32 protein-coding genes are annotated in these 26,311 nt (G+C 66.0%); 11 read left to right on the top strand and 21 right to left on the bottom strand.

Annotated elements, in window-relative coordinates:
- Window positions 1-53 precede the first annotated feature (53 nt).
- The 4 genes from H587_RS0101175 to porB all read left to right on the top strand — a co-directional run bounded on the left by H587_RS0101175 (window position 54) and on the right by porB (window position 3,376).
- On the top strand, window positions 54-839 hold the full coding sequence (locus H587_RS0101175; protein ID WP_027174692.1) for an amidohydrolase family protein: 786 nt from the start codon (window positions 54-56) through the stop codon (window positions 837-839).
- 125 nt (window positions 840-964) lie between these two features.
- Entirely contained in the window at window positions 965-1,255 is a 291-nt protein-coding gene (gene porD, locus H587_RS0101170; RefSeq protein ID WP_027174691.1) for a pyruvate synthase subunit PorD, read from the top strand.
- Window positions 1,255-2,433: a pyruvate ferredoxin oxidoreductase gene (porA, locus tag H587_RS0101165; RefSeq protein ID WP_034608388.1), complete on the top strand. Its 1,179-nt coding sequence runs from the start codon at window positions 1,255-1,257 to the stop codon at window positions 2,431-2,433. The genes porD and porA overlap by 1 nt, the downstream gene beginning before the upstream one ends.
- On the top strand, window positions 2,423-3,376 hold the full coding sequence (gene porB / locus H587_RS0101160) for a pyruvate synthase subunit PorB (protein WP_027174689.1): 954 nt from the start codon (window positions 2,423-2,425) through the stop codon (window positions 3,374-3,376). The genes porA and porB overlap by 11 nt, the downstream gene beginning before the upstream one ends.
- A 76-nt stretch (window positions 3,377-3,452) precedes the next feature.
- Here porB and H587_RS0101155 read toward each other — a convergent pair whose 3' ends face one another.
- From H587_RS0101155 to H587_RS0101115, 9 genes are all read right to left on the bottom strand, one after another.
- Window positions 3,453-4,982 (bottom strand): ABC transporter ATP-binding protein, encoded by a 1,530-nt coding sequence (locus tag H587_RS0101155; protein ID WP_027174688.1) that lies wholly within the window; start codon window positions 4,980-4,982, stop codon window positions 3,453-3,455.
- Window position 4,983: 1 nt separating this feature from the next.
- Window positions 4,984-5,904 (bottom strand): ABC transporter permease, encoded by a 921-nt coding sequence (locus tag H587_RS0101150; protein WP_027174687.1) that lies wholly within the window; start codon window positions 5,902-5,904, stop codon window positions 4,984-4,986.
- Window positions 5,905-5,907: 3 nt separating this feature from the next.
- Complete coding sequence (locus H587_RS0101145) at window positions 5,908-6,972, bottom strand: ABC transporter permease (protein ID WP_027174686.1); 1,065 nt, start codon at window positions 6,970-6,972, stop codon at window positions 5,908-5,910.
- A gap of 7 nt (window positions 6,973-6,979) precedes the next feature.
- Complete coding sequence (locus H587_RS0101140) at window positions 6,980-8,128, bottom strand: BMP family ABC transporter substrate-binding protein (RefSeq protein WP_027174685.1); 1,149 nt, start codon at window positions 8,126-8,128, stop codon at window positions 6,980-6,982.
- 78 nt (window positions 8,129-8,206) lie between these two features.
- Entirely contained in the window at window positions 8,207-8,662 is a 456-nt protein-coding gene (gene gpt / locus H587_RS0101135; protein WP_084630337.1) for a xanthine phosphoribosyltransferase, read from the bottom strand.
- Window positions 8,663-8,770: 108 nt separating this feature from the next.
- Window positions 8,771-9,475 carry a TVP38/TMEM64 family protein gene (locus tag H587_RS0101130; protein ID WP_027174683.1) on the bottom strand — a complete coding sequence of 235 codons (705 nt, stop codon included), beginning with the start codon at window positions 9,473-9,475 and terminating at the stop codon, window positions 8,771-8,773.
- Window positions 9,475-10,428, bottom strand: coding sequence for a glucokinase (locus H587_RS0101125; RefSeq protein WP_027174682.1), 954 nt, complete (start codon window positions 10,426-10,428; stop codon window positions 9,475-9,477). The genes H587_RS0101130 and H587_RS0101125 overlap by 1 nt, the downstream gene beginning before the upstream one ends.
- A gap of 98 nt (window positions 10,429-10,526) precedes the next feature.
- Window positions 10,527-11,372 carry a motility protein A gene (locus H587_RS16840; protein ID WP_034608387.1) on the bottom strand — a complete coding sequence of 282 codons (846 nt, stop codon included), beginning with the start codon at window positions 11,370-11,372 and terminating at the stop codon, window positions 10,527-10,529.
- A gap of 18 nt (window positions 11,373-11,390) precedes the next feature.
- Window positions 11,391-12,089, bottom strand: a complete 699-nt coding sequence (locus H587_RS0101115) for an OmpA/MotB family protein (RefSeq protein ID WP_027174681.1) — start codon at window positions 12,087-12,089, stop codon at window positions 11,391-11,393.
- Between the two features lie 220 nt (window positions 12,090-12,309).
- On the opposite strand from H587_RS0101115, the gene H587_RS0101110 reads away from it, so the two are divergent.
- Window positions 12,310-12,957, top strand: coding sequence for a Maf family protein (locus H587_RS0101110; protein WP_034608386.1), 648 nt, complete (start codon window positions 12,310-12,312; stop codon window positions 12,955-12,957).
- Between the two features lie 27 nt (window positions 12,958-12,984).
- A complete protein-coding gene (locus H587_RS16835; protein ID WP_051202355.1) occupies window positions 12,985-13,668 on the top strand; it encodes a helix-turn-helix domain-containing protein in 684 nt (227 codons plus the stop codon).
- Here H587_RS16835 and H587_RS0101100 read toward each other — a convergent pair.
- Entirely contained in the window at window positions 13,626-14,048 is a 423-nt protein-coding gene (locus tag H587_RS0101100; RefSeq protein WP_245560797.1) for a VOC family protein, read from the bottom strand. The two genes, H587_RS16835 and H587_RS0101100, sit on opposite strands and share 43 nt — an antisense overlap.
- A 27-nt stretch (window positions 14,049-14,075) precedes the next feature.
- On the opposite strand from H587_RS0101100, the gene H587_RS0101095 reads away from it, so the two are divergent.
- The 5 genes from H587_RS0101095 (at window position 14,076) to H587_RS0101075 (ending at window position 17,135) form a co-directional block, all read left to right on the top strand.
- On the top strand, window positions 14,076-14,573 hold the full coding sequence (locus tag H587_RS0101095; protein ID WP_342662356.1) for a GNAT family N-acetyltransferase: 498 nt from the start codon (window positions 14,076-14,078) through the stop codon (window positions 14,571-14,573).
- On the top strand, window positions 14,570-15,265 hold the full coding sequence (locus tag H587_RS0101090; protein ID WP_245560796.1) for a M15 family metallopeptidase: 696 nt from the start codon (window positions 14,570-14,572) through the stop codon (window positions 15,263-15,265). Before H587_RS0101095 ends, H587_RS0101090 begins: the two co-directional genes overlap by 4 nt.
- Before the next feature lie 163 nt (window positions 15,266-15,428).
- Entirely contained in the window at window positions 15,429-15,941 is a 513-nt protein-coding gene (locus H587_RS0101085) for a DinB family protein (RefSeq protein WP_027174676.1), read from the top strand.
- A 128-nt stretch (window positions 15,942-16,069) separates the two neighbouring features.
- A complete protein-coding gene (locus H587_RS0101080; protein ID WP_027174675.1) occupies window positions 16,070-16,618 on the top strand; it encodes a bacterioferritin in 549 nt (182 codons plus the stop codon).
- A gap of 49 nt (window positions 16,619-16,667) precedes the next feature.
- Window positions 16,668-17,135: a phosphatidylglycerophosphatase A family protein gene (locus H587_RS0101075; RefSeq protein WP_027174674.1), complete on the top strand. Its 468-nt coding sequence runs from the start codon at window positions 16,668-16,670 to the stop codon at window positions 17,133-17,135.
- A gap of 62 nt (window positions 17,136-17,197) precedes the next feature.
- Here H587_RS0101075 and pal read toward each other — a convergent pair whose 3' ends face one another.
- The 11 genes from pal to H587_RS0101020 form a co-directional block, all read right to left on the bottom strand.
- Window positions 17,198-17,755, bottom strand: coding sequence for a peptidoglycan-associated lipoprotein Pal (pal, locus tag H587_RS0101070; protein ID WP_027174673.1), 558 nt, complete (start codon window positions 17,753-17,755; stop codon window positions 17,198-17,200).
- 75 nt (window positions 17,756-17,830) lie between these two features.
- Window positions 17,831-19,135: a PD40 domain-containing protein gene (locus H587_RS0101065; protein WP_027174672.1), complete on the bottom strand. Its 1,305-nt coding sequence runs from the start codon at window positions 19,133-19,135 to the stop codon at window positions 17,831-17,833.
- A gap of 15 nt (window positions 19,136-19,150) precedes the next feature.
- Window positions 19,151-20,152, bottom strand: a complete 1,002-nt coding sequence (gene tolA, locus H587_RS0101060) for a cell envelope integrity protein TolA (protein ID WP_027174671.1) — start codon at window positions 20,150-20,152, stop codon at window positions 19,151-19,153.
- Window positions 20,153-20,210: 58 nt separating this feature from the next.
- Complete coding sequence (gene tolR, locus H587_RS0101055) at window positions 20,211-20,648, bottom strand: protein TolR (RefSeq protein ID WP_027174670.1); 438 nt, start codon at window positions 20,646-20,648, stop codon at window positions 20,211-20,213.
- Window positions 20,649-20,669: 21 nt separating this feature from the next.
- Complete coding sequence (locus H587_RS16830) at window positions 20,670-21,386, bottom strand: MotA/TolQ/ExbB proton channel family protein (RefSeq protein ID WP_034608385.1); 717 nt, start codon at window positions 21,384-21,386, stop codon at window positions 20,670-20,672.
- Window positions 21,387-21,463: 77 nt separating this feature from the next.
- Window positions 21,464-22,117, bottom strand: a complete 654-nt coding sequence (locus H587_RS0101045) for a histidinol phosphate phosphatase domain-containing protein (protein ID WP_027174669.1) — start codon at window positions 22,115-22,117, stop codon at window positions 21,464-21,466.
- Window positions 22,118-22,128: 11 nt separating this feature from the next.
- The gene (locus H587_RS0101040) at window positions 22,129-22,623 is read right to left on the bottom strand and encodes a bifunctional nuclease family protein (RefSeq protein WP_027174668.1); all 495 of its coding nucleotides are present in this window, start codon (window positions 22,621-22,623) and stop codon (window positions 22,129-22,131) included.
- On the bottom strand, window positions 22,617-23,963 hold the full coding sequence (miaB, locus tag H587_RS0101035; RefSeq protein ID WP_027174667.1) for a tRNA (N6-isopentenyl adenosine(37)-C2)-methylthiotransferase MiaB: 1,347 nt from the start codon (window positions 23,961-23,963) through the stop codon (window positions 22,617-22,619). The genes H587_RS0101040 and miaB overlap by 7 nt, the downstream gene beginning before the upstream one ends.
- A gap of 4 nt (window positions 23,964-23,967) precedes the next feature.
- Window positions 23,968-24,645, bottom strand: coding sequence for a methyltransferase family protein (locus tag H587_RS0101030; RefSeq protein WP_027174666.1), 678 nt, complete (start codon window positions 24,643-24,645; stop codon window positions 23,968-23,970).
- Window positions 24,642-25,217, bottom strand: coding sequence for an adenylyl-sulfate kinase (locus tag H587_RS0101025; RefSeq protein WP_027174665.1), 576 nt, complete (start codon window positions 25,215-25,217; stop codon window positions 24,642-24,644). Before H587_RS0101025 ends, H587_RS0101030 begins: the two co-directional genes overlap by 4 nt.
- Before the next feature lie 2 nt (window positions 25,218-25,219).
- Window positions 25,220-26,302, bottom strand: coding sequence for an aminoglycoside phosphotransferase family protein (locus H587_RS0101020; protein ID WP_027174664.1), 1,083 nt, complete (start codon window positions 26,300-26,302; stop codon window positions 25,220-25,222).
- Window positions 26,303-26,311: the final 9 nt, after the last annotated feature.

Below are 26,311 nucleotides of genomic sequence, written 5' to 3'. Positions count from 1 at the left end.
CCGCCCAGCTCGGTTAGCCATGTCCCCGTCAATGAGTTCCAAGGAATACGCATATGCGCATCGACGTTCACACCCACGCCTTCCACCCCAAGATCGCCCAGAAAGTTCTGGACCAGCTCTCGGACCACTATGGCATCACGCCAGTGGGCGACGGCACCGTGGACGACCTTCTGGCCCGCGCGGCCCACGCCGACCTGGAAAAGGTCATGCTGCACACGGCCGCCACGGACCCCTCGCAAGTGGTCCCGGCCAACAACTGGGCCATCGAGCTGACCCGCAAGCATCCCGAAGTGGTGGCCTTCGGCTCCCTGCACCCGGACTACCAGGACAACGAGCGCGAGATCGAACGCCTGACCAAGGCGGGCATCACGGGTCTCAAGTTTCACCCCGACTTTCAAGGATTCTTTCTGGACTCCCCGGCCTTCTATCAGCTCATGGAAATGGTTCCGAAGCGCTTCACGCTCATGATTCACGTGGGCGACGACCTGCCTCCGGAAAAGAACCCTTCCTGCCCCATGAAGCTGGCGGCCCTGCTGCGAGCCTTCCCCGGACGCAGGGTCATCGCCGCTCACATGGGCGGCTATCTGCACTGGAAGTGGGCCCTGGAACACCTCGTGGGTCGGGACGTCTTCATGGACACCTCCAGCACCATGGCCTTCATCCCGGATGAGACGCTCCGGGCCATCTGGAACGGCCACCCCCGCGAACGCATCCTCTTCGGCTCGGACTATCCACTCTTCGACCCCGGGGCCGAAATGCACATGCTCCAACGCCGCCTAGCGCTCACCGACGAGGCCCTGGACTCGCTGCTCCTGAACGGAGCCGCCCTCCTGCCCTGATCCTCCGTTCGCCGTTCACCGGCCCATTCGTCCACTGACCGGATTTTTGCGGCATCGCCGCGAACGCCGGGCTACATCTGCGCGACATTTTCTTTCATGCAACCACGCCACCAAGGAGGCATGGCATGGCCAAGAAGTCCCTGTGCGCCTGGCAGGAGCTGGCTCTCGGAGCGGCCGTTCTGGAGCCGGGCAGCGCCGCCGGGCTGAAGACCGGCGACTGGCGCACCCTCATCCCGCGTCTGGACGAGGAGAAGTGCATCAAGTGCGGCATGTGCGAACTCTACTGTCCGGAGTTCTGCATCAGCGAGCGCGACGACGGCTTCTTCCGGCCGGACTATGACTACTGCAAGGGCTGCGGCATCTGCGCCAACGAGTGCCCCAAAGAGGCCATCGCCATGGTCATGGAGGAGAAGTGATGCTCAAGAAGCGCGTCGGCATCGAAGTCTCCCTGGCCGTGGCCGAGGCCGTGAAACTGGCCCGAGCCCAGGTCGTCTCGGCCTACCCCATCACCCCCCAGACCCACATCGTGGAGGAACTGTCCACCTACGTGGCCAACGGCGAGCTGGACGCGGAGTTCATCCCCGTGGAATCCGAGCACTCGGCCATGAGCGCGGCCGTGGGAGCCTCGGCCGCCGGGGCCCGCGTGTACACGGCAACCTCCTCCCAGGGCCTGGCCCTGATGCACGAAATCCTGTTCATCGCCTCGGCCCAGCGGCTGCCCATCGTCATGACCGTGGCCAACCGCTCCCTGTCCGGGCCCATCTCCATCTGGAACGACCACTCGGACATCATGTCCGAACGCGACATCGGCTGGGTCCAGCTCTTCGTCGAGGACGGCCAGGAGGCTACCGAGCTGACCATCGCGGCCTTCAAGATCGCCGAGGATCATCGCGTGCTCCTGCCCGTGGCCGTGAACATGGACGGTTTCATCCTCACCCACATGATCGAGCCCGTGGTCTTCCCGGAGCAGGCCGCGGTGGACGCCTTCCTGCCGCCCTACTCCCCGGCCATGCGCCTCGACCCGGCCAAGCCCGTGACCATGGGCCCGGTGGGCGTGCCCGAGGTCTATATGGAGGCCAAGAAGCAGTGCGAACAGGCCCTGCTGGACTCCAAGGCCGTGGTCAAGGAAGTGCTCGGCGAGGTGAACACGGCCTTCGGCCGCAAGTACGACCTCGTGGAGACCAACGGCAGGAAGAAGGCCAAGACCCTCTTCGTGACCATGGGGTCGCTCGGCGAGAGCGTCTGGAGCGCCGTGGACGGACTCAACGAGGACGGCGAGGACGTGGGCCAGGTGCGCATCCGCCTCTGGCGGCCGTTCCCGATGAAGGAGTTCAAGAAGGCCTGCAAGGGGGCCAAGCGACTCATCGTCATCGACCGGGCCATGAGCCCCGGCTCCATATGCGGCCCGGTGGCCCAGGAGCTGAAGAACATCTACTACGGCGACAAGGACGCGCCCGAGATCGTCGACGTGGTCGCCGGGCTGGGCGGACGGGACGTGCCCGTGGCCGATTTCCGCGAAATGTACCGGCTGGCAAAGAAGGGCAAGCTGGACAAGACCTACACGCTCTGGGGGGTGGACAGCAATGCTGACTGACATCGCCATCGACTACGAGAAGATCACGGCCAAGAATCTGCCCAAGGAGTGCATGATCTCCTCCGGCCACCGCGCCTGCCAGGGCTGCGGGGAGATCCTGGCCATGGGCATGGTGACCAAGGCCGCGGGCAGGGACATCGTGGTGGCCAACGCCACGGGCTGCATGGAGATCGTCACCTCGCCCTATCCCCAGACCGCCTGGAAGCTGCCCTGGATGCACGTGGCCTTTGAGAACACGGCCGCCGTGGGCTCGGGCATCGAGGCCGGACTCAAGGTTCTGCACCGCCAGGGCAAGATCAAGAAGAAGCCGCACGTGATCTGTTTCGCGGGTGACGGAGCCACGGCCGACATCGGCCTCCAGGCCCTGTCCGGAGCCCTGGAGCGCGGTCACGACATGCTCTACGTCTGCCTCGACAACGAAGCCTACATGAACACGGGCATCCAGCGCTCCAGCTCCACGCCCTGGGGCGCCACGACCACCACCTCTCCGGCCGGACGCCAAAGCAAGGGCCAGCACACCCAAAAGAAAAACCTGCCGCTCATCGCGGCGGCCCACGGCATCCCTTACGTGGCCACGGCTTCCCCGGCCTTCCACCTGGACCTGATGAACAAGGTCCGCAAGGCCCTGGCCGTGGACGGCCCGGCCTACCTGCACGTCTACGCCCCCTGCCCCACGGGCTGGGGACTGGCCGGGGCCAAGTCCGTGGAAATCGCCCGGCTGGCCGTGAACACCAAGGTCTTCCCGCTCTATGAGGTTATCGGCGGCCGCTTCGTCATCAGCCGCAAGCCCGCCAAGCCCCTGCCCGTGCTGGACTACCTCAAGCCGCAGCGCCGCTTCCGCCACCTGGGCGAAAACGACGTGGCCGCCATCCAGCGAAGCGTGGACGCGGCCTGGGATTATCTGGAGAGGTTGGCGAAAGCCACGGGAAAAGACGAAGAATAGGACAAAAAGCGAGGGGGATCTTTCTGAAGAAAGGTTCCCCTCGCGCTCCCCTCCAAAGACTTTCAGCAGAAAGACATCAAGAATCCGTCACTCCGGCCATGAACAGGCCGATCTTGTCCACCTTGTCCTTGTCCGTAACCGGGAAGGTCTCCACGATCCGGCCCCGGTACATCACCGCCACCCGGTCGGCCAATTGCAGGGCCTCGTTCAGGTCGCCGGTGACGAGCAGGATTCCGGCCATGTCCCGGGCGTCCAGGAGCCTGCGCCAGACCTCCTCGGTGGCCGCCACGTCCAGGCCCTGGGTGGGCTGCTCGGCCACGATGAGCTTGGGCTCGCGGTAGAGTTCGCGGGCCAGCACGGCCTTCTGGAGATTGCCGCCCGAGAGCTGCCAGGCCAGCACGCGCACCCGGCCGGGCTTGATGTTGAACTTGCGTACCAGCTCGCGGGTGTCGGCCACGGCTCGGGCCTTCTGCAGCAGAGGACCGGCCTTGAAACCCTTGCGGGTGGTGAGCAGCATGTTGTCCACGAGGTTCTTGTTGGGCATGGTGGCCAGGCCCAGCCGGTCCTCGGGGATGTAGGACAGGGTGTGCTTCCAGTCCGGGTCGGCGTAGTACTCGCGCCAGGGCTTGTCCAGGATGAAGACCGTGTCGCGCGGCGGCTGGATCAACCCGCAGACCGCCTCCACCAGGGCCTTCTGGCCGTTTCCGGCCACGCCCACCACGGCCAGCACCTCGCCGCGCCGCAGGTCCAGCGACACCCCCGAGAGCCCCAGGCCGGTGAGGTTCCTCACCTCCAGCACGGTCTCGCGGAGTTCGGCGGCCTCGTGGTCCACTTCCAGAAGCACGTCCTTGCCGACCATGATCCGGGCCAGGTCGGCCTTGGAGCCGATCTCCTCGGGCGTCAGCTCGGCCTCCACCCTCCCGGCCCGCAGGATGGCGATCTCGTCGGCGATGGCCAGGACCTCTTCCAGCTTGTGGCTGATGAAGACCACGGCCTTGCCCTGGCTGGTCATGGACCAGAGGGCCTCGAAGAGCCGGAAGGTCTCCTCCGGCGTGAGCACGGCCGTGGGCTCGTCGAAGATGAGCACCCGGCTCTCGCGGGCCAGGAGCTTGAGAATCTCCACCCGCTGCTTCTCGCCCATGGACAGGTCGCCCACACGCGCGGCCGGGTCGATGTCCAGGTGGTACCGGGCGGCCAGTTCGGCCACACGGCGTTCCATGTCCCGGGGACGGATGAAGAACCCTTTCTCCTGCCCCAGGAGCACGTTCTCGGTCACGGTCATGGCGTTCACCAGCATGAAGTTCTGGTAGACCATGCCGATGCCCGCCTCGATGGCCTCGCGGGCCGAAGTGAAGCGGACCTCGCGGCCGTCCACCTCGATGCGCCCGCCGTCCGGGGCCAGACGCCCGGCCAGCATGCTCATGAGCGTGCTCTTGCCCGCGCCGTTCTCGCCCAGCAGGGCCTTGATGCGCCCGGGGCGGATTTCCAGGGTGATGGCGTCGTTGGCCGTGATCTTGCCGAAGCGCTTGGTCAGCCCGCGCAGGGCCACCACGGGTTCGGCGTCCGGCAGGGCCAGACGGGGAGGGCGGGCGGGCAGTTGGTCCACGTCAGCCCTCCGGCTCGATGTTCACGCCCAGGGCAGCCGGGGCGTCTGTGCCCTGGCCGCGCCAGGCGGAAAGAACCAGCACGATCACGGTCAGGGCATAGGGCAGCATGAGCAGGAGCGACGAGGGCAAATTGGTGCCCGTGGCCTGGAGCCGCAGTTGGAAGGCCATGACCCCGCCGAAGAGATAGGCCCCGACCACCGCCCGGCCCGGCCTCCAGAAGGCGAAGATGACCAGAGCCACGGCGATCCAGCCGCGCCCGGCGGAAAGCCCGTTGGTCCAGAGATGGGTGTAGGCCAGGGAAAGATAGGCCCCGCCCAGGCCCACCAGGAAGCCGCCGCCCACCGCCGCCAGATAGCGCAGGCGCAGGGGCTTGAGCCCGGCGGCGGCCGCCGCCGCGGGCATCTCCCCGGTGGCGGTGACGGCCAGACCCAGGCTCGTGCGGCGCATGACGAACCAGAACAGGAGCGGCAGGACATAGGACAGATAGACCAGGGCGTCCTGGCGGAAAAGGATCGGCCCCAGGCCGGGCAGGTCGCCCAGGACCGGCACGGCGAACTTGGAGAAACCGGGGGCGGCCAAACCGATGTAGGGCGTGCCGAAGAAATGCGTGAGCCCCAGGCCCAGAATGGTCAGGGCCAGCCCGGAAACGACCTGATTGCCGAGAAAGCCGACGCAGACCACGCCGTGCAGCGTGGCCAGGGCGGCTCCGGCCAATCCCCCGGCCAGAAAACCCAGCCAGGGCGAACCGGTGAAGGAGGACGTGAGGAAGGCCGCCAAGGCGGCCACGCTCATCATTCCCTCCACGCCCAGGTTGAGCACCCCGCCCTTCTCGGAAAGCATCTCGCCCAGGGTGGCGAAAAGCACCGGCGTGCCCGACTGCACGGCCGCGGCCAACAGCGCGACGACGATCTCCAGCTCCACGGCCTACTCCCCGCGCCGCCATTCCAGGCGGTAGGTCTGAAAGAACTGCCCGGCCAGGACCGTGAGCAGGATGAGCCCCTCCATGATCGAACCGTAGGCCGCCGGAATCTGCATTTCCAACTGGAGATTCTCCACGCCCACGCGCAGCAGGGCCAGTAGGAAGGAGGCCAGGGCGATGGGCAGAGGCTCCAGGCGCGCCAGCCAAGCCACCACGATGGCCGTGTAGCCGTAGCCGGTCATGATGCTCGGCTGGAGCCGCCCGAGGGAGGCCGAGGTCTCCACGCACCCGGCCAAACCGGCCAGGGCCCCGGACGCGATCATGACGAAGGCCACCAGAAAGCCGTAGCGCAACCCCGCGTAGCGGGCCACGCGCGCGCCCTCGCCGCCGGCCTTGAGCTCGTAGCCCAGGATCGTGAAGCGGAAGAAGGCCCAGAACCCCACCCCGGCCACGGCGCAGACGGCCAGCCCCCAGTGCAGGCGTGTGCCGCCGATGGGCCCGAGAATGGCGTTGGGACCGAACTCCGGAGTCATGGGGAAGCCGAAGCTGGAGGGATCCTTCCAGACCCCGAAGACCAGGTAGTCCAGGAGCAGGATGGCGATGTAGTTCAGCATGAGCGTGGTGATGATCTCGTTCACCTTGAAGCGCAGCTTGAGCCAGGCCGGGATGAAGGCCCAGAAGCCGCCGGCGGCCAGGGCCGCCAGGAACATGAAGGACAGAAGCAATATCTTGGGCAGGCCGGGAAAGGTCAGGGCCGCCCAGGTGGCGGCGATGGCTCCCAGGGCGAACTGGCCTTCGGCGCCGATGTTCCAGACCTGCATGCGGAAGGCCACGGCCACGCCCAGGGAGCAGAGGAAGATGGGCACGGCCTTGCGCAGTGCGTCCTCCAGGGCGAAGAGATGGCCGAAGGTTCCCTGCCAGAGCACCTGCGCGCCCAGAAGCGGCGACTTGCCCTGGGCGGCCAGCATGAGAATGGCCGCCGCGAGGGAAAAGGCGAGGGCGCCCAGGACGATCACCAGGGCGCCCCCTTTCCAGGGCTCGTCTCGCTTGATGACGCGCAACGCGGCCATTGGTCCCCTACTCGGTGGTGCCGACGATGCCTTCAACGAACCAGGTCATGCCCAGCAGGTCGGCGTCGGGGGCCTTCTGGCCGGCCGCGATGCGCTCCTTGCCGGACTGGTCCTTGATCGGACCGACGAAGATATCGTCCTTGCCCGCCTTGAGTTCGGCGCGCTTGGCCTCGACCTTGGCCTTGACGTCCTCGGGAACCGCCGCGCCGTAGGGAGCGATGTCCACGACACCCTTGTCCATGCCTTCCCAGATGGCCTGGCCACCCTTCCAGACGCCGTTGCGCACCTCTTCCACGGTCTTCACGTAGAACGGGGCCCAGTTCCAGACGGCCGAGGTCAGATTGGCCTTGGGCGCGAAACTGCTCATGTCGGAGTTGTAGCCGATGCAGTATGCACCGCGCTGCTGGGCGGCCTCCTGCGGAGCCGGAGAGTCCTGATGCTGGGTCAGGACGTCCGCGCCCACGTCCAGCAGGCTCACGGCGGCGTCCTTCTCCAGGGCCGGGTCATACCAGGTCTTGGTCCAGACCACGCGGACCTGGGCCTGAGGGTTCACGGAACGCGCACCCAGGGTGAAGGCGTTGATGCCCCGGATGACCTCGGGAATCGGGAAAGCGGCCACATAGCCGATGATGTTCTTCTTGGTCATCAGGCCCGCGATCATGCCGGTCAGATACCGGGCCTGATACATGCGGCCGAAGTAGTTGCTCATGTTCGGGGCGGTCTTGAAGCCCGAGCAGTGCATGATCTTGACGTTCGAAAACTCCTTGGCCACCTTCAGGCTCGGGTCCATGAAGCCGAAGCTGGTGGAGAAGATCAGGTCGAAGTCCTTGCGGGCCATGTTGGTGATGACGCGCTCGGAGTCGGCGCCCTCGGCCACGGACTCCACGTAGGAGGCTTCCACGCCGGGCAGGGCGGCCACGGCCTTGTAGCCCATGTGGTGGGCGTAGGAGTAACCGGCGTCGCCGACGGGCGAGACGTAAACGAAGCCGATCTTGAGTTTCTTCTCGGCCGCCGGGGCCGGAGCCGCCTTGGTCTCGGCCGCGGGTTGGGCGGACTGCGCGGCGGGCTTCTGCTCGGGCTTCTGGTCGCAGGCGGCCAGACCGAAAATAAAAACGGCGGCCAGACAAAGGGCCAACATCCTGCACATGCGCTGCATCATCTTCCTCCAGATTCTCCATTGGTTGCGGCGGCGGGCGCTGCGCCCTGGACGCCGGTGGCGGCCTGTCGGGCCGGATCAGACGCCTTTCTTGACGATGGGTTGGACGAACTGGGATTCCGCGTCCCAGGGAAACAAAATCCAGGTATCCTGACTGACCTCGGTGATGAAGGTGTCCACCAGGGGACGGCCCTCGGGCTTGGCGTAGACCGTGGCGAAGTGGGCCTTGGGCAGCATCTCCCGGACGAGGCGCGCGGTGCGGCCGGTGTCCACCAGATCATCCACCAGAAGCCACCCCGAGCCGTCGCCGCGCACTTCCTTGAGCACGGTGGCTCCGCCCTGCCGTTGCCAATCATAGCTGGAGACGCAGACCGTGTCGATGAGCCGGATGTCCAGTTCACGGGCGATGATGGCCGCCGGAACCAAACCGCCCCGGGTCACCGCGTGAATCCCCTCGAAGGGCCCCTTGTCCATGAGCCGCCAGCACAGGGCCCGACAGTCCCGGTGCAGCTGCTCCCAGGAGATGGGGTACATCTTGCTGTAGCGATCCGAGAACGACACGGACAACTCCTTGAAAAGTCAGAAAAAAGAATAGGCGCATCCGCTGCGCCAGAAGTCCTTTACCCCAGGTCCGGGAATCCTTCAACCGGTCTGAGCTCCGCTCACCATGCCAATAGCCAGGGGCAGGCCGTGGCGCAGCACCAGGGGTCCGATCACGGCCAGCGCCAGGGCAAAGAGCAGACCAGGAGACGCCAACTCTCCGGAAACACTTGCAGCGGACAGGGCGCGGCCCACATTGGCCAGGAGCAGGATCTCCGGCGTCAGGCCCAGAAAGGTGGCCCCCAGAAAGGCGACGGGTCGCAACCGCGTGAAGGCCACGGCCACGTTGGTGAGAAAAAACGGCGCGGAGCCGGTGAGACGCAGACTGAAGAGGTACCACGCCCCCTTGCGCTCCACGCCGTAGTTGACGCGCCGCAATCCCGGGCCGAAACGCCCCCTGGCCCAGGCCGCCAGAGAACCGCGTGCCAGGGCCCGAACCGCCGCCGCACCAAGGGTCGCGCCGCAGACCGTCGCGAGGCCGCCCCAGAAAACACCGCAGGCGGCACCCGCCGCCACGGCCGCCAGGAGCCTGCCCGGGCCGGGAAGCATGGCGAGCAGCGCGGAAAAACACAGGACGCCGCCCCAAAGGAATGCGGGATGCTCCGCACCGAACAATGCCAACTGGTTCCGAATCGTCTGTATTCGTTCCAGACAGGCGAGGCCCCAAGGGCTCAGGGCGAAGAAGGCCGCCAGGGCCATGACGGCCAGAAGCGTCAATATCAGACGGTTCAGGGGAGACGAGAGCATCATGCCTCCAGGCCGGTCGCGCGTTCCAGCGCACGCTGCCCAAAGAGGGCCGCTCCGTAAAGACCGCTGTTCTCGTTGGCGTTGAGCCGCACGGGCAGGCTGCGCAGCAACTCGGCGTGCGCCGGCGAATTGATGAATTCCGCGCGGAAATGGTCGTTGTCCACCACTGTCGGATTCTTGGCCGCCAGCCCGCCGGAGACATACAGGCCGCCCGTGGCCAGCACGGTCAGGGCGTAGTTGCGGCAGGCCCGGGCGTAGAAGCGCGCGAACCAGACCAGCGTGGGCGAATCCGGCCCCAGTTCGGCGGCCACTTGGGCCGGGGCCAGATCACGGCCGGTATGGAAACGATGCAGCAGGGACAGACCAGAGCCCGTGACCACAAGGTCGCCGTAAGCGTAGGGCCTGCCCGTCTCCTTGCGCAGAAACTCCTCGTAAGCGCCCTCCTCCGGCCCCACGAAGGCGAAAGACGCGTGGCCGCCCTCCGAGGGCACGGCCGTGAAGCCCCGATCCAGCGGCAGCAGTGCGCAGTGCCCCAGCCCCGTGCCCGCGCCGATGACGGCCACGGCTCCCCGGGGATCGGCGGTCCCGGGATGGATCACCCGGGCCTCGGCCACGGCCGGAGTGCGGCAAGCATAAGCCTGGGCCAGGAAATCGTTGAGCAGCAGACAGGGCGTCGGGTCGGACCAGTCGCGCTCCAGGTCGATGTCCCAGGAAATGTTCGGCGGGCGACAGCTGCGACCGCGCACCGGCCCAGCCACGGCCAAAACGGCCGCGTCGAAGTCCTCCGGCCCCGCGCCGATTCCGGCCCAGACCCGCGCCAGGAGCGAGGTGAAGTCCGCGGCCCCGGCGCTGGGCAGCGTCAGGCCGCCCTCCCGCTCAAGTGGTCCGGGACCGGCCCGGAACACGGCGAACCGACTGTTGGTTCCGCCGATGTCGGCGGCGAGAATCCGCATGTCGCGCGCCTCCCTGAAGTATTCGTCCCTGATAGCACGGATGCGGAAGAAAAAAAAAGGAGCCCTGCGGCCCCTTCTCGTTTTCAAGCCACGGCATCTCAGGAAACGTCGGCCAACAGGCTGCCCTCTTCCTTGGCGATCTTCTGGCGGGCATACTTGCGGGTGATGCCGCGCAGAGCCTGAATCTGCTCGGCGCGCAGGCCGGGGGTCAGCAGCGCGCTCAGGCGGCGTTCCAATTTGTAGGGGTTCTGCTCACGGGACATGGCCGCCACGCCTTCCAGGACCATCTCCTGATTCAGGAGCTGGGCCCGGGTCTGTTGATGAATGTTTTCCGCCAGGGGCGCGAAGACGAGGTTGCCCAGGATCACGCCGTAGAGCGTGGAGATGAAGGCCACCGGGATGTTCTGGAGGATCACGGCGGTGTCGTTGATGCCCATGATCATGCCGATGATGCCGATGACGCTGCCCGCCAGGCCGAAGGCCGGGGCCAGCCGGGCCAGGGTCAGGAAGACCCGTTCGCTCTGCTGGCGGCGCAAGGCGAAGAAACGCATCTCCGCGCCGAGGAGATCGCGCATCTCCTCCTCCTTGTAGTTGTCCACCAGGCACTGCACGGCTCCGGCCAGGAAGGTGTCGCGGGACAGCTCCTCCAGGCGCTCCAGGGAGAGCATGCCGTCCACCCGGCAGCGCACGGAGAGGTCGAGCAGGGTCCGGGCCACCTCGTCCGGGGTGGCGGGCCGCGAACGATAGGCGTTGCGGGCCACGGCCCAGGCGTTGCGGATGGTCTCGAAGGGATAGGCGATGAGCAGCGAGGCACCCAGGCCGGAGATGACCACCAGGAGGGCGGCCAGATTCCAATACCCCGCCAGTCCCGAGGGAGTCAGTGCGAAACTGGTCACGAAGAGGATGAGGCAGACGATCAATCCCAGGATGTTCTTGCGGTTCATGCGTTCATTCCTCGTGGTTCACCTGTCGGCGAGCAGAAGAATCTCCACCCGCCGGTTGCGCTCTGGGCCGCCGGGCAGGCCGGACGGCGATTCGGGACGGTAGGCCCCATGGCCGCTGACCAGCAGCCGCCTGGGGTCCAGACCCTGGGTGTCGAGAAGATGGCGGGCCACGTTGGCTGCTCGACGGGCCGAAAGATCGAAGCCGTCGGCCGTGGCGGCCTCGCTCTCGTCCACGTAGCCCAGGACGTGGATCAATCCGCCGTGGGTACGCAGGATTCCGGCCACCTCGTCCAGGTAGGCCAGGGAACGGGGCTGCAACGCGGCGTGGCCGGGCTCGAAGAAAACATCGCCGCGCAGGGTCACGCGGATATGGCCGCCTGGCTCGCGCACCACGCTCACGCCCAGATGGTCCGAGCGGTAGAGCACCTCGCGGCCGTCGGTCACGCGCAGGAACAGGGTGCGGTCCTCCAGGCGGTCCAGGAGCCGCTCGGACATGCCGCCCATCGGATCCACAGCCTGCGAGGGATTGGGCCGGAAAAGCACAGTCACGTTCTTGTGTGTGCTGGCGTAGACGAAGAGCACCACGAAGAGGACGCAAAGCGTCATCATCAGGTCGGACCAGGGCACGGCCCAGTCCGTCAGCCCTCCGCCCGGCTGCTCGTCCCCGGAACCGCCCAGGCCATAATGGGCCAGGACGGAATCGTCTTTCTGAGGCATGAAACCGCCTTCCTTTTCCCGAAATCAAGCAAGTTCCCTGCCAAGTGCGAACATCATAAAGCCTTGGAATAAAAGGAATACCAATCTACTCCAACCGCCAAGAATTTGTCGCCGATTTGGGGCGGTCGTTTCCAGGACGAAGGGGGAGCGCCGGATGTTACCGCCCAGGCCACAACCCCGGCACGTTGACGCGGCCAGGCAAAGCGGGCAAGGACGGGCCATGCCGACACAATCCATCCACCCCGACCAGGGCGCGTTCCGCTCGGTCCTGCCGCTGGTGCTGGCCTCCGGGTCGCCCCGCCGCCGGGAACTGCTGGCTTCCCTGGGCATCGACTTTCTCATCGACTCCGGCAACGGCGACGAACCCCGCCCCGAGCCGGGCGAGTCCCCCGAGGCCTATGCCGTGCGCGCCTCCACGGCCAAGGCCCGGCAGGTGGCGAACCGCCATCCCAAGGCCGTGATCCTGGCCGCCGACACCATCGTGGTCCTGGACGGGGACATCCTGGGCAAGCCCGTGGACGACGCCGACGCCCTGGCCATGCTCACCCGGCTCTCGGGCCGTACGCACCAGGTGGTCACGGGCTGCTGCCTGCTCACCCCGGACGGCGGGGAGGAACGCTTCGCCGTGAGTTCGGACGTGACCATGCGCCGTTCCAGCCGGGAGGAACTGCTGGCCTACGCGGCCACGGGCGAGCCCCGCGACAAGGCCGGGGCCTACGCCATCCAGGGTCTGGGCGGCTTCCTGGTGCGCCGGGTGGAAGGATCCTATACCAACGTGGTGGGTCTGCCACTATCCCGAGTGCTGGAGCGGCTGCTCGTCGACGGGGTGCTCGCGCCCGCCATAGCGTCCACAACGAAAAACAGTTGAGGCTCACGGCCAAGGAAGCGGACCGGCATGTCGAAACATGATCCCATCCTCGCGATCTGGTCGCACACCGCCCGGGAAGCGCATTCCTTCCTGGTCATGCCGGACGGCTGCCGCGACTTCATCCTCCGCTGCCGTCCCGGAACCCGGCCGAGCCTGTATCTCTCCCCGCTCATGGCCACGCCGGAGCAGGTCTCCGTCATCCCGGGGGAACGCTTCATGGGCGTCAGGCTCCAACCGGGCGCGCGGATCAACCAAACCACCGTGCGCGCGTTGCGCCGCCCCGACTCCCCGGACGCGCTGGCCGATTTCGCACGGAAGGCGGCCTGCATTCCAACGGATGTAGCGGAAGCCCTCTCCTGTTTGGCGCTGGCGAAGTCGCCCGCGTCGGCGGCGCGCAACCTGGGCGTGAGCCTGCGGACCTTGCAGCGCCATACCCTCAAGGCCACGGGGCAATCGCCCGACTTCTGGCGTCGTTTGGCCCGCGCCAGAAAGGCCGCGCAAGCCATCCTCTTCGGCGTGTCCCTGATGAGAACCGCGCACGCCTGCCTGTTCGCGGATCAGGCCCACATGACGCGCGAGTTGCGGCGCTGGTTCTCCATGACGCCGGGCGAGCTTGCGGCCGGGCGGAACGACAGGAGCCATTCCGCCTGGAGCATCCGCGACATCGGCTATGACGCGCCCGCCACCGGGGAACAAATCTCGATCAGGTAGCCGTCGCCATCCAGCACGTAGGCCGTGGTCTGGCCCCACGGCTCCTCGCGAACCTCCTGCATGACCCTGGCCCCGGCCGAACGCGCCTTTTCCAGGGACGCGGCCACGTCCTCCACCTCGAAGGCGATCTCGAACACCGGCGCGGTTGGGTCCGGCCTGCCCGGCGCCTTTCCGAGCCGGGTCATGAGGCGTCGCGAGGAAAAGGACAGGGTTGTGGCGCCCGTGTCCAGTTCCGCGTAATCGCCGGACTCGTGGACCATCCGACGGACGAGCCCGAAGGCCCGCTCGAAGAAGGCAATGCTCGCGGCCACATCATCGACGTACAGGATCGCATACTTGAAGCGCACGGCGAACCTCCAGTGCCATAGGTTTTCCAGCATCAATGGCATTTCTCCCGGATTTTAGTCTTGAACTATCGCGACACTCTTGCATACCATACCGCCATGAACGTGACCGTGACCACGGCCCAGCCCGACGAATTCCAGGAAATCACCGATCTCTGGGAGGCGTCCGTCCGGGCGACGCATCATTTCATCAGCGAGGACGACATCGGCTTCTTCAAACCGCTCGTCCGGGACACGTATCTGGCGGCCGTGGAACTCCGCTGCGCCAGAAACGGGGCGGGCGACATCCTCGGATTCGTCGGCGTCGCGGAGGCGAAGATCGAAATGCTCTTCGTCTCTCCGACGCATTTCGGCCAGGGAATCGGTACGCGGTTGCTGCGCCAGGCGATCGACAGCCTGGGGGCGACGCTGGTGGACGTCAACGAGCAGAACCCCCGGGGCATCGGCTTCTACGAACATCACGGCTTCGAAAGGATCGGCCGCTCTCCCCTGGACGGAACGGGCAGGCCGTACCCCCTGCTGCACATGCGGTTGCGCTCCGGCGCGGAGACACCAGCATGAGGCGAATCATATTGAGACGTCGCATGTGCCGCATGGTGGCGTTCATTCCCCTGCTGGCGGTCCTGCTCCTCGCCCTGCCCGCCCGGGCCGGGGTGATCGTGGACAGCGACCTCACCCCCGAACAGGCCATTGAGGCGAATCAGCCACCGGATACCCCACGGGACGTCCTGCGGCAGCTCACCGTGGTGCCGGTCCAGTATTACGGCTTCGACGACATGCCGCACCAGGGGCAGGTGGTGGTCCACAAAGCCCTGGCCGAGGACATCCGCCGCGTCTTCGAGGTCATCCTGGCGACCAGCTTCCCGATCGAAAGCATCCTGCCCATCGCCCATCCGCTCATCCAGGCCAAAGGGCCCTATGGCCTGTCGTCCGACACGAACAACACCTCAGCCTACGTCTGGCGGCCCATCACGGGCGGCGGAGCCGTCTCCCTGCACGCCCTCGGTCTGGCCATCGACATCAATTCCCGATTGAACCCCTACCGCAAGGGCGACCTGATTCTCCCGCCCGGAGCGGTCTACGATCCTGCCAAGCCGGGAACCCTCACCCCGGACTGCCCGGTGGTGCTGGAATTCAAGCGCCTCGGCTGGGAATGGGGCGGCGACTGGGCGGCCAAGGGCAAGGTCGACTTCATGCACTTCCAGAAGATTCCCGCCGAACTGGCGCCTTGGGCCAAGGGCTACGGGCGATAGCAACCACTTTCAGCTCTCGTCGCGCTGGGCGACGTGCCCCCCTGTGTTCCAGCCGCCAACCGCCTCACGCCGCCCTTTGGATATTTCGACGAATCGGATTATGTTCGGGGCGAATCCGATGTCGAAGCACGCACCCGCGCGGACGCGGGAAAAGGAGACGGTCATGGAGGACGACACTCGCCGCTTTGGGGACATCCAACCCATCTTGCGCGGACTGCGGGACAGCCCAGCGATCCTCGCGGAATTCGTCCGGGAGATTCCCGAGGACATGCTGCACCGCAAGCGCGGCGAAGGGTTCTGGTCCATCGCCGAACACGTGATCCACCTGGCCGCCGTCCAGCCCATGCTCGCCGAACGCCTACGCCGCATCCTGACCGAGGACATGCCGGAGTTCGTCCCCTTCATCCCCAAGGACGAGGACGAGAGGCAAAAGCCTTCGACGCCCAACATGGAAGAGGCCCTGGCGGACTTCAAGGCCGGACGGGAACGCATCGTCGAAATCCTGAACGCGGCCATGCCCGAGGACTGGGAACGCCCGGCCGCGCACCCAGAGTACGACCGCTACGGCCTGCACATCCTGGCCCGGCACATCCTCATGCATGACCACTGGCACATGTTCCGCATGGAGGAACTGTGGCTGACGCGGGACGCCTACCTGACCCGCCTCGAAGGCTGACACCGGGCAGAGACGGCGCGTCCGGCTTGAACCTCGGGTCGCGTTGCCTTATTATAAAACAATACGAGGGTTTTCCGACCGGGCACGCCCCGGCGGAGCGTTCTTCATCCCAGCCACAGGAGGTCCGCATGGCCAAGACGAACCGGGAGAATCAGAAGGCCAAGGTCATCGAGGTGCTGAACAAGGCCCGCGCCATGGAGCTGCACGCCATCAGCCAGTACATGATCCAACACTACAACCTGGACGACATGGACTACGGCGAACTGGCGGCCAACATGAAACGCATCGCCATCGACGAGATGCGCCACGCGGAGCAGTTCGCCGAGCGCATCAAGGAGCTGGGCGGTGAGCCCGTGGCTCAGAACCCGGCCAAAGTGGTCAAGGGCCAGGACGTGCGCAAGATCTACCCCTTCGACTCCGGCCTGGAGGACGAGACCATCGCCGACTACAACGCCTTCCTGGAGGTCTGCCGGGCCAATGGCGACAACATCAGCGTGAAGCTCTTCGAGGCCATCATCGACGAGGAGCAGGCCCACTACAACTACTTCGACAACACAGCCGGGCACATCAAGAACCTGGGAGACGTGTTCCTCTCCAAGATCGCCGGAACCTCCGCCTCCACCGGCCCATCCACCAAGGGCTTCATCGCCAACCAGGGCGGCGGAGCCGGCGTCTGATGCCCCGGCGTCAGCCGCTTTCCAAGGCGGTTCGCATGGGGTTCGCGGCGTGAGCCCCATCGACCGTCTGGCCCTGGGACTGGCCACCCTCGGCCCGCTGGGGCGTCTGCCCAAGGCTCCGGGCACATGGGGTTCGGCCGCCGCCGTCCTGGCCGCGCCCTGGCTCTTCCTACCCTTGCCCCTGGCAGGACGATTTCTGCTCTTGGCCTTGGTTCTGGGGCTCGGAATCTGGGCCTCGACACGGGCGGAAGCCATTCTGGAACGTACCGACCCGGGCTGCGTGGTGGTCGATGAACTCTTGGGGCAGTGGGCAGCCCTGCTGCCGCTCACGACGCCGGCGCCCCTGCCTCTGCTTCTGGGCTTCGCCCTCTTCCGACTTCTGGACATTCTCAAGCCCTGGCCCATCCGGGCCGTGGAACGAAGCCTGCCTGGCGGACTTGGGATCATGACCGACGACCTCCTGGCGGGCCTGATCGCCGGAGCACTGCTCGCCTTGACGTTGCCGATTCTCCCCTGAGCATGAAAAAAGGAGGCCACGCCCACAATGGCGCGGCCTCCTTGAATCGACAGGTCCGTTGCCTAGTAGGCGGCGCGGAACTCGTCGCGGCGGTTCTGGGCCCAGGCGGTTTCGTTCTCGCCCTTCACCAGGGGCCGCTCCTCGCCGAAGCTCACGATGGACAGGCGTTCCGGGGACACGCCCAGAAGAACCAGGAATTCGTAAGCGGCGCGGGCGCGACGCTCACCCAGGGCCAGGTTGTACTCTTCGGTGCCGCGATCGTCGCAATGTCCTTCGATGACCAGACGCACGCCGGAGGTGGACTTCATCACGTCGGCCTTCTGCTGCAGGATGCCCCGGGCTTCCTGATTCAGCTCATAGGAGTCGAAGCCGAACTGGATGCGCTGGCCCAGCTCGGACATGGCCTTCTCGCGCTGGCGGGCCAGACGCTGCTCCTCGGTGAGGCCGTCCTCGCCGTAGCCGGAACCCTTGCCGCTGGCCCAGTCATGGTCGCGCACCGCGGCGTCGGAACCCGTGGCGCCCGGAGGCATGGAGGAGGCCCGCTTCTTGGAACAGCCGGACGCGGCTCCGAGGGCCAGCACCAGGCACAGAATCACCAGAACCCAACCCTTCGTCTTCATTTCCTTTCTCTCCATATTCTCGGCATGATCGCCGGTTTTCAAAACCCTTGATGCCCCTTGATGCCCCGGCCCCGGCTATTCCCCGCCGGCGGCCGTATTCCAGGCAGGCGACGTGGCGTCTCCCGGTCCGGTGGGGACCAGGATGGGCTCATCGCCGTGCCGGGTGGTCAGGTAGATGCGGTACTGCCCGTTGCGATTGGAACTGAAGGCCACATAGTAGCCTTCCGGGCCGAAGGCCGGATCCTCGTCATTGCCCGGGCCGAAACTGATCTGGCGTTCCTGGCCGGTAGCCAGCTCGATGATGAAGATGCGGTGCCCGTTCGGCGTCTGCCGGGCGAAAACCACATAGCGGCTGTCCGGGCTCAAGGTGGGCGAGGTATTGTAGCCGCCCACGAAGGTCACCCGCTTGACCTCGCCGGTGTCGCGGTTGAGCACGAATATCTGCGGCCCGCCGAACCGGCCGGAGGTGAAGGCCATATTCCGACCTGTGGAGTCGAAAGCGGGCGAAACGTCGATGAAACCGCTGGAAGCGATGGTTCCCTTGGGCCGGAATCCCTTGTCCAGCATGTAGATGTCCGCGCTGCCGGTCTTGTTCAACGTCACGGCTATGTCGCCCTCGGGGGTGAAGGCCGGGGAGATGACCGTGTTGCCCAGGCCCTCGCGATACAGCCGGGCCTCGCCGGTCCTGCGATCCCAGACGCCAAGGGAGTGGCGTTCCTGATTCAGATGGGTGAAGACGATCTGATTGCCGTCCTTGGACCAGTCCGGTCCCAGGTTGAAGCCGCCCAGGCTGGTGATCTGGGTCAGGGCGCGGCCCTGGGGCAGAACGGTGAAGAGTTCCTTGGCCTCGCCGACGCGGCGCACGAAGGCGATGGGCGAGGTGAAGAAGCCCTTCTTGCCGGTAAGCGCCTCCATGAGCAAGGAACAGAAGCGGTCGGCCACGTCCGGCAACGCCGCGTCCGTGAGGTCGTCATAGGCCTTGCCCACCACGCGGCGGCCGCTGAATGTCTCGTAGACCCTGGCCTCCAGGCGATTGCCGTCCCAGCCCGTGGTCATGGTCAAGTCGATGCGGGCCAGTTGCAGGGGCCGGAAGTTGATGTCCTCGGCCGTGACGCCCTTGCTGGGGTCGCCGCCGGGCACCGCCGAGGCGGGCATGAGATTGAGAAAAGGCATGAACCGAAGGTCGGTCCGCACCAGTTCCTCGAAGTTCTTGGCCATGCCCGGCACGGCGGCGGCGCTCAGACCGCGCGGCGGAAGCATGACCAGATTCACCTTGCGCTGGCCGGGGCCGTGAATGTCCACGGTCAGGCCCTGGGCCGAGGCGTTCCCGGCCAGGAGCGCGACGAAGAGCAAGGCGAAGAGGACGGTCTTGATTTTCATGGCTGGGATGTCCCCCTAGCGGTTCAGTTCCTGAAGGTTGAAGTTGATCCGAAGCGTGCCCACCGCCTCCGAGGGGGGAGCCGGCAGCTCCTTGGTCTCCCGCACGGCCTTCACGGCCGAGTCGTCGAAATCAGATCGGGTAGAGGGTGTCAATACACGCACGTCGGCGATCTGCCCGTTGGCGTCGATGCGCACCTCGACCACCGCCACCAGATTGGAGTCGTTGCCGAACACCGGGTAGCGCCAATTCTTCTTGATCGCCTGCTCCACGATGGAGGCGTAGACCTGCAACAGGCCCGAACTGCCGGACCCACCGCCGCCACCGCCTCCTCCGCCGCCCGTGGAGTAGATGCTCCCCCCCACGGATTTGCGCAGGGCGGCCAACTCGTCCTTCAAAGCAGACTTGGCCTGCTGCTGGGGCGAGGGCTGAGCCGGGCCGCCGGACGACGACTTGTCCTTGCTCTGGCTGGCCTCCTTCCTCGCGTCCTGCAACGCGCTCTGCAGGATGTCCTTGTTCGATGGCTCGGGCTTGGCCGGTTCGGTCTTGCGCGGCTCGGGTTTCTTGCTTTCAGCCTTGGTCTCGCTGATGGGCTTCGCCTCGGGCTTGGGCTCGGGCTTGGCCGGTTTCGGCGGTTCCGGGGTCTTCACCGGCTCCGGCTTGGCCGGTTCCGGCTTGGGTTGCGGCTTCGGCGGCTCCGGCTTCACCGGTTCCGGTTTGGCCGGTTCCGGCTTGGGCTGCGGCTTTGGAGGCTCCGGCACGGCGGCGGCCTGTTCGGGCTTGGCCTGGGACTCCGGATTCATGGTCGGCGCGGCCGGACTCGGAGCCTGGGCCGGAATGGCCGGGCCGGGAGCCACGGGGCCCGGGGGCGGGCCGGGGGCGATGTTCACCAGATCCACAGTGTAGGCGGGGACTTCAAGATCCACCCGAACCCCGCCGAAATTCTGCCAGAGCAAGGCCATGGCGACCATGCCCACATGCAGGAGGATGGAAAAAAAGAAACTGGTCTTCTGCCGCACGGTACGCACCGCACCCTGGTTACAGCCCGTCGCCGGAAGGACCGGCGAACACGCCTTCCTAGCTCTGTTTGGCGGCCGGATTCGCCGGCGCGCTCTTTTCGGGATCGGCCACGATGCCGAGCTTGTCGATGCCGGCGGCCTTGATTTCGCCCATGACCTGAACCACCACGCCGTAGGCAACTTCCTTGTCGGCGCGCATGAAGAGCTGCTTGTGCTGGGTGATGACCAACCTCTTCAGGTGATCCTGAAGCTGCGGCAGTTCGACCTTGAATTCATCCAGAAATATCTCGCCGTTCTTCTTCACCGTGAGAACCAGGTGGTCGCTGTCCTTGGGCAGGGCCTTCACGGCCTTGGTCTGCGGCAGGTCCACGTCCAATCCCTGGGTCATCATCGGGGCGGTGACCATGAATATGATGAGCAGAACCAACATGACGTCCACGAAGGGCGTCACATTGATCTCGGCCATGAATCCGCCTCGGTTGAGCGACATTCCCATGATGGTCTCCGCCCCAGGGGGCTAGTCGTTGTCCCGGCGCTGTCCACGCGCGGACACCCAGGACACCTCGCGCTCGACGCGGTTCAGGAAGGCTCCCGCGAAGTTGACCATCTCGGTCTCCACCACGGCGAGCATTCCCAGAAAGAAGTTGTAGGCGATGCTGGCCGGGATGGCGACGCCCAGGCCGATGGCCGTGGCCACCAGGGCCTCGGAAATGCCCGGGGCCACCGTGGCCAACGCCGCGCTCTGTGCCTGGCCGAGGGAGTGGAAGGAGTGCATGATGCCCCAGACCGTGCCGAAGAGACCGATGAACGGCGCGGAACTGGCGCTGGTGGCCAGGATGGAGATGGAGCTGGACAGGCGCTTCATCTCCGCGCTCACAGCCTGACGCAGAATGCGGCGCAGGGTGTCCTTGACCAGGTAGCGCTTGCGCTCACGGTCGATCTCGGCGGTCTCCAGCTTGCGGAACTCGCGCACGGCCATGCTGCCGATGATCGCCAGGGGCGACTGCGGATCGCGGCTCACCGCGTGCAGCCCGGCCGAGAGATCCTCGGCCTGGAGAAAGGCCTCGTAGCCCTCCACCACTTGGCGCTTGGCCTTGTTGATGAGCAGAATCTTGAAGATGATGATGGACCAGCACCAGATGGACATGCTCACAAGGAAGAGCAGGACGAGCTTGACCATAAGCGTCGCCTGCATGAGCATGGAAAAGATGCCGCTTTCCGGGAGAAGCTCCATAGCCTCACGTCCTTTCTAGAAGATGTTCCCCAACCGGAGGATCGCCCCCGGGTTCGCCCCAAAAAAACAGCCGCGTCTCAAGCCCGCAGCATCTTCTGAACCAGGGCCAGGGCGTTCGCCTCGGCCTGTTCGCGTTCCTCGTCCGTGAGCCCCGCCCCAAGGGCCACCTTGCGCCGCAAATCCCGGGACACGAGATCACCCGGCTCGTGGGCGTCATTGTTGATGACCAACTTGGCCCCGCATTGCCGGGCCAGGGCCGCCACGCGTCCATTGGTCAGGCTGTGCCCCTTGCGCGTGGTGATCTCCAGGGCCACCCCGCGTTCGGCGGCCAGCCGCGCCTCGGCCTCGGTGAGCATGCCGGGATGCGCCAGGACGTCGCAGCCCGCCTCGATGGCCGCCAGGTTCGTTCCGGGAGCCACCGGCTCCACCACCGTCTCGCCGTGGACCACAACCAAGTCCGCGCCCAGTTCCCGGGCCCGGGCCACGTGATCCGCGATGAGCGCGGGCGGGACATGGGTCAGCTCCACCCCGGCGAAGAGGTTGATCTCGAAGAAGGCCGAGGACCGAGCCACAAAACGGCGCAGGTTCTCCAGAATATGGAGAATATTGCTCTCGTCGGCGTGATCCGTGAAGCAGAGGGCGCGATATCCGGCCACGGCGGCCCGCCGGGCCAATTCGGCCGGGATGAGAACCCCGTCGCTGAAAACGGTATGGGTGTGCAGATCAATCATCACGCCGCTCGTCACATCTTGTATTTGTTGCCGTTCTCCGAGAGCTTCTCCAGCTCCTCGGTCCACTTGTCGGCGTCCTCACTCTTGAGCACGGCCTCGTATGCACCGGGCGTCATGGTCCCGGCCTGTTCGAGAACCTTCTCGTGCACGAACAGCGGAACCTCGGCCCGCAGCGCCAAGGCCATGGCGTCGGAGGGCCTGCTGTCCATCCGCAGCGTCTCCTCGCCCTTGCGGATGACGATCTCGGCGAAAAATGTTCCCTCCTCCACCGAGGTCACCTCCACGCAGGACACCTGACCGCCGAGACCGCGCAGAACGTTCAGCAGCAGATCGTGGGTCATGGGACGGGGGAAGGCCACCTTGTTCAAGGCCACGGAAATGGCCATGGCCTCCATGGCGCCAATCCAGATGGGCAGGATGCGCTCCCCGTCCACGGCCTTGAGGATCAAAACCGGGGCCTGGCTTTTTTCGTCCAGGGCCAGTCCGAAGACTTCCACCCTCACCATGGAGCGCCCGCCTTCTCCCCGATCAGGGAGTGCTTCTTGGCTTCCACGAGACGCACCGAAATCATCTTTCCGCTCAGGTCCGCCTCGCCGCCGTGGGCCACGTTGACCGTGCGCCCGGCCGGATCACGGCCGCGCCAGAAGGGCTCCCCGCCGTCCTGTTTCCGGCTCGGGCCCTCGATCAAGACCACCGTCTCGCTTCCCACGCATTTTTCTAGACAATCTTTAGTAAGCGTATTTTGCAAATTCTGCAAGTGGTCCAACCGGGCCGAGGCGACCTCCTCGGACACCTTGGGCTCCATGCGCGCGGCGGCCACTCCCGGGCGGTCACTATATTTGAAGGAGAAGCTGCTCTCGAAGCCCACCAGGCCCATCATCTCCAAGGTCCGGCCGAAATCCTCGTCCGTCTCCCCTGGGAAACCCACGATGAGGTCCGTCGTCAGGGCCAGACCGGGCCTGGCCGCGCGCAATTGCTCCACCAGATCCAGGTACCGTGCCCGATCGTAGCGCCGTCCCATGCGCCGAAGCACCGCGTCGGACCCCGACTGCAGCGGCAAATGCAGGCTCGGGCAGAGGTTCTCCAACTCACCGAAGGCCCGGATGACGTCCGGGTCCAGATCCTTGGGATGGGAGGTGGTGAAACGCAGCCGCTCCAGGCCGGGGATGGCGGCCACCCGACGCAGCAGTTCCGCGAAGGAGACGCCCTCGCCGCCGGAATCCAGGCCGAAGCTGTTCACGTTCTGGCCGAGCAGGGTGATCTCGCGCGCGCCGCGTTCCACCAGGGTCCGGCACTCCTCGAGCACGGCCCCGGGCCGCCGGGACCTCTGGCGGCCTCGCACGTAGGGCACGATGCAGTAGGCGCAAAAGTTGTCGCAGCCCTGCATGATGTTCACGAAGGCCTGGGCCGGACCCATCACGCCCGGACGGGGTTCGGGCTCCGCGCGCTCGCTGAAATGGGGCAGGAAATCCAGCAGGGCCAGTCGGGTCTCCGGCTCGGCGGCCAAGCGCTCCAGGGCATCCGGGGCGAGTGCAACGGCGTCCGTGCCGACGACCAAGCGAACAAAGGGAAAGCGTTCGAAGAAACCGGCACCGATCTGCTGGGCCACGCAGCCGCCCACGGCCGCGAAGACCCCGGGGTCGCGGCGCAGATGCCTCTCCAGCCTGCCAAGTACGCTGTAGACCTTCTGTTCGGGCTTCTCGCGCACACTGCACGTGTTCAGGATGAAAACCCGGGCCGCTTCATCGTCGGCCTGCTCCCAGCCCCTGCTCTCCAGGGCCCGGGCCAGCCAATCCGAGTCGTTGGCGTTCATCTGGCAGCCGAATGTGATGATGTGAAATTTCATGAAATCAGGAGTCCCCAAAGGGCCTTCGCGGCCCGGCGCGCTTCGACGGACCCCGCTCTACCACTTTGCGTGGAAATGACAACGGGAAAAAACGGGGGGTCCGCCGCTGGTATTGAACATAGGCATCTCCAAAGGCCCGCACAAGTCGTCGTTCCTCGAAAACCGAGCCGAGCAGAAAATAGCCCCCGGCGAAAAGGGAAAAGAGGAGATGTTCCAAGCTCATGCCCGGTTCGGCGAAAAGGACCAGGAAACCCGCGAGGTACATGGGATGGCGGCAGAGCGCATAGGGACCGCTCACAGTCAGCCGCGTGGGCCGCTCACCCGACTCGTCCGGCGGCGGGCCGTGGAGGAAGAAATCGTGGACTTGGCGCAATCCCAGAAATTCGCGGCCGTCGATGACCAGGAAGGTCCAGACCAGCAGACCCAGGCCCAGGGCCTGGAGCAGACGCCCCGCCCAGGACCAGGGCGGCGACAGGACATAGACCGGTTCGGGCAGGCGGGGAGCCAGCAGGGCGGCCGAGGCGAAGGTCGCCAGGGCAAGAAGGTTGAAGCCCAGACGGTAGAAGGCGAAACCGCGTCCCAGCAGCCGCCGGAACCAAGCCTTGGCGGCCGGAGTCATGAGCAGGCTGTGCAGCGCGGCCCAGGCGATCCAGAGCGCCAGCAGGCCCAGCGCCCCCTTCACCGGCCCTCCTCCAGCCAGCGGTCCAAAAAGGCCACCGCCCGCGCCAGGGTTTCCTCCTTGGCCAGATCGGTGTTGTCGATGCGGCACTCGGCCGCGGGGTCGGCCTCGAAGGGCACGTCCACGCCGATGACCTGCCCCAGGCCGGGAGTCTGGACGCCCGTGCGCCGCCGCTCCAAAGCCTTGGCGTAAAGCCCGGCCATGACCTGCCCCTGAGGTCTGCCAGCCTCGCGGCGCATGGCCGCGTCCAGGCCGCATTGCAGATGGATTTCCGCGAAACGGGGAATCCGAGCGCGGGCCAGGTCGCGCACGGCCTTGCGGTGGGCCGTGGCGTCCAGTATCACGCCCCGGCCGCGCGCCGCGGCATCGGCGGCCTCGTCGACCAGGAGTTCATAGGCCCGGCGGCGCTCGTTCTCGTCATAGCGTGGCTTGGGAAACCACTCCTTGCGCCGTTCGTCCATGGACAACCGGGCCACGTCCAGGCCGCGCGCGGCCAGACGGGATTCCAGGCCACGCGCCAGGGCGCTCTTGCCCGAGCCCGGCAGCCCCGTGATCCACACCGCCCAGCCGTCCATGCTCACTCCATGTAGCGGTTCACATGCTCCCAGTCGAAAACCTCGTCCTCCAGGACGTTCAGCAGAAAGCGCAGCAGACCGCGCCGCACCGCCGGGGGATGGTTCGGGTACCACTCCGGCGAGGCCACCACCAGCCCTCGGAAGACGAAGAACGGAGCCATCACTTCCAGGGCCTCGTGGTCGTTGGTCAGGCTCAGGTACTCCTCGAAGTAGACCCGGTAGAGCCGTTCGAAGGCGCCGGACAGCCGGGGCTCGTTGTAGAGGCCGAAGAGCAGATAGTTCATGGCCATGGTGCAGACGTCCCCGGCGGGCTCGCCCCACTCTCCCCGGCTGCGGTCCAGAACCCGGAAGCCGCCCGCGTCGTCCACCAACACGTTCCAGGGATGGAAGTCGCCATGCACCGCGCGGAGTCGATGGGAATAGCGTTTCAGCTTCCAGCGCCAGTCTATGACGCGCTTTTCCATGTCCAAGAAGCGCTGCTCCGGGAAATCCGGATAGGGGTGGGGAAAGGCCTCGTCGATGAGGCCCATGATGCATTCGTCCGAGCCGATGAGGTTGCGCACCGCGCGGTAATAGAGATCGGGGTCGTCCTTCCCGGCCGCGTGAATGCGCGCCAGCCAACGGGCGAACTCCCGGGCCAGGGCTTCGTCCGAGGGACGAAAATCGCCGCCCCGGATGCGTTCCAAATCCTTGAAGTAGTCGTGGCCCTCGAGCTTCTCGTTGAGGATGAAGAACTCGACCGGCTCATGCAGGGGCGTCAGGCCGCCCCGGGCGTCCACGTAGCCCACGCCGAGGGGCTTGACGTGGCGTTCCAGGGCGGCCGATGTTTCATACTGGAAGAGGAGGATCGCGGCGCGATCCCAGTAGAACTGGTGGCCATACTTGTCCCCGCGCATGGTCGAGAGCACGGTCTCGCGTTCCCGCCCTCCGGCCCGGAAGCGCACCAGGAGGGGCTTGCCGTAGCCCAGGGCCTTCATGCCCTGCTCCTCCGGGCGACCGATACGGCCCACATGCAGCAGGACGGCGTCGGAGCCGAAGGCTTCCTTGAGATAAGCCTCCAGGGCCGCCGTCGCGAGATCGGTCATGACGCCTCC

It is taken from the genome of Desulfovibrio aminophilus DSM 12254 (assembly GCF_000422565.1).
Classification (GTDB): Bacteria; Desulfobacterota; Desulfovibrionia; order Desulfovibrionales; family Desulfovibrionaceae; genus Aminidesulfovibrio; species Aminidesulfovibrio aminophilus.
Note: the sequence above shows the minus strand (reverse complement) of the source record. Positions and strands in the feature narration are given on the sequence as shown.

Bases quoted from the DNA above. Each gene is read 5' to 3' on its own strand.
- H587_RS0101175 (WP_027174692.1), top strand. From the start codon at position 54: ATGCGCATCGACGTTCACACCCACGCCTTCCACCCCAAGATCGCCCAG.
- porD (WP_027174691.1), top strand. From the start codon at position 965: ATGGCCAAGAAGTCCCTGTGCGCCTGGCAGGAGCTGGCTCTCGGAGCG.
- porA (WP_034608388.1), top strand. From the start codon at position 1,255: ATGCTCAAGAAGCGCGTCGGCATCGAAGTCTCCCTGGCCGTGGCCGAG.
- porB (WP_027174689.1), top strand. From the start codon at position 2,423: ATGCTGACTGACATCGCCATCGACTACGAGAAGATCACGGCCAAGAAT.
- H587_RS0101145 (WP_027174686.1), bottom strand. From the start codon at position 6,972: ATGGCCGCGTTGCGCGTCATCAAGCGAGACGAGCCCTGGAAAGGGGGC.
- H587_RS0101140 (WP_027174685.1), bottom strand. From the start codon at position 8,128: ATGCAGCGCATGTGCAGGATGTTGGCCCTTTGTCTGGCCGCCGTTTTT.
- gpt (WP_084630337.1), bottom strand. From the start codon at position 8,662: ATGTACCCCATCTCCTGGGAGCAGCTGCACCGGGACTGTCGGGCCCTG.
- H587_RS0101130 (WP_027174683.1), bottom strand. From the start codon at position 9,475: ATGCTCTCGTCTCCCCTGAACCGTCTGATATTGACGCTTCTGGCCGTC.
- H587_RS0101125 (WP_027174682.1), bottom strand. From the start codon at position 10,428: ATGCGGATTCTCGCCGCCGACATCGGCGGAACCAACAGTCGGTTCGCC.
- H587_RS16840 (WP_034608387.1), bottom strand. From the start codon at position 11,372: ATGAACCGCAAGAACATCCTGGGATTGATCGTCTGCCTCATCCTCTTC.
- H587_RS0101115 (WP_027174681.1), bottom strand. From the start codon at position 12,089: ATGCCTCAGAAAGACGATTCCGTCCTGGCCCATTATGGCCTGGGCGGT.
- H587_RS0101110 (WP_034608386.1), top strand. From the start codon at position 12,310: ATGCCGACACAATCCATCCACCCCGACCAGGGCGCGTTCCGCTCGGTC.
- H587_RS16835 (WP_051202355.1), top strand. From the start codon at position 12,985: ATGTCGAAACATGATCCCATCCTCGCGATCTGGTCGCACACCGCCCGG.
- H587_RS0101100 (WP_245560797.1), bottom strand. From the start codon at position 14,048: ATGCTGGAAAACCTATGGCACTGGAGGTTCGCCGTGCGCTTCAAGTAT.
- H587_RS0101090 (WP_245560796.1), top strand. From the start codon at position 14,570: ATGAGGCGAATCATATTGAGACGTCGCATGTGCCGCATGGTGGCGTTC.
- H587_RS0101085 (WP_027174676.1), top strand. From the start codon at position 15,429: ATGGAGGACGACACTCGCCGCTTTGGGGACATCCAACCCATCTTGCGC.
- H587_RS0101080 (WP_027174675.1), top strand. From the start codon at position 16,070: ATGGCCAAGACGAACCGGGAGAATCAGAAGGCCAAGGTCATCGAGGTG.
- pal (WP_027174673.1), bottom strand. From the start codon at position 17,755: ATGAAGACGAAGGGTTGGGTTCTGGTGATTCTGTGCCTGGTGCTGGCC.
- H587_RS0101065 (WP_027174672.1), bottom strand. From the start codon at position 19,135: ATGAAAATCAAGACCGTCCTCTTCGCCTTGCTCTTCGTCGCGCTCCTG.
- tolR (WP_027174670.1), bottom strand. From the start codon at position 20,648: ATGGGAATGTCGCTCAACCGAGGCGGATTCATGGCCGAGATCAATGTG.
- H587_RS16830 (WP_034608385.1), bottom strand. From the start codon at position 21,386: ATGGAGCTTCTCCCGGAAAGCGGCATCTTTTCCATGCTCATGCAGGCG.
- H587_RS0101045 (WP_027174669.1), bottom strand. From the start codon at position 22,117: ATGATTGATCTGCACACCCATACCGTTTTCAGCGACGGGGTTCTCATC.
- H587_RS0101040 (WP_027174668.1), bottom strand. From the start codon at position 22,623: ATGGTGAGGGTGGAAGTCTTCGGACTGGCCCTGGACGAAAAAAGCCAG.
- miaB (WP_027174667.1), bottom strand. From the start codon at position 23,963: ATGAAATTTCACATCATCACATTCGGCTGCCAGATGAACGCCAACGAC.
- H587_RS0101025 (WP_027174665.1), bottom strand. From the start codon at position 25,217: ATGGACGGCTGGGCGGTGTGGATCACGGGGCTGCCGGGCTCGGGCAAG.
- H587_RS0101020 (WP_027174664.1), bottom strand. From the start codon at position 26,302: ATGACCGATCTCGCGACGGCGGCCCTGGAGGCTTATCTCAAGGAAGCC.